This window comes from Egibacteraceae bacterium (genome assembly GCA_040905805.1).
GTDB lineage: Bacteria > Actinomycetota > Nitriliruptoria > Euzebyales > Egibacteraceae > DATLGH01.
In genome coordinates this window covers 49033-49756 of record JBBDQS010000012.1, presented here as the reverse complement: position 1 = coordinate 49756, position 724 = coordinate 49033, and the positions used below count along the sequence as shown (strand labels likewise).

At 73.6% G+C, this 724-nt stretch carries 1 protein-coding gene; it reads right to left on the bottom strand.

Annotated elements, in window-relative coordinates:
- Positions 1–52: 52 nt before the first annotated feature.
- The coding region (locus tag WD250_02405; GenBank protein MEX2619049.1) for a hypothetical protein at positions 53–724 on the bottom strand (672 nt) is incomplete at its 5' end.

Below are 724 nucleotides of genomic sequence, written 5' to 3'. Positions count from 1 at the left end.
CCGGTGGTGCCGTCGGGAGCCCGCCCGGTGCAGGCGGCGGGCTCCCATGGGACTAGCTGCCGGTTACCTTCGCCTTCTCTCTCCTTCTGGAGAGCGTGGCGAGGGTGAACCCAGCGAGGAGCAGCACCATTCCGCCGGACAGCAGGGCAAGGCCTGCTCCCACGCCGCGGTTCGCTCCGCTGGTCTCGGGCGCAGCCGCCCACTCGTAGCCGCTCCGTTCCGGCGAGGTGAACCCGCTGGTCGGTGCGGTGGAGTCGGACGGTGCCTCAGCCTGGTTCGGCACGGGCGAGGACGCCTGGACCGGCGCCTCGCTCGTCGGGGCGGCGTACCCGTTGGTCAGCGCCGCAGGAACCGCTGCGTCCGAGGACGCCGCGTCGGCGACGCCGTTGGTCAGGGCCGCAGGGACCTGAGCCTCAGGCTGCGTCGCCACGTTGGCGTTCACCAGCTCACGGACCGGGGTGGTGGCTGCCGGGGCGGGTGCCGGGGCAGCAGAGATCGGGGCCTCAGCAACAGGTGCCGGGGCCGGGGCGATAGGTGCCGGGGCCGGGGCGATAGGTGCCGGGGCGGGGGCCGGGGCAACAGGTGCCGGGGCCGGGGTCGTGTTCTCGACGGGTGTCGTGTTCTCGACGGGTGTCGTGTTCTCGACCGGTGCCGGCTGGCTGACCGGGGGGGTCTGGCCGACCGTCTCCGGCTGGCTGCCGCCGATGACGCGCATCGGCATGAC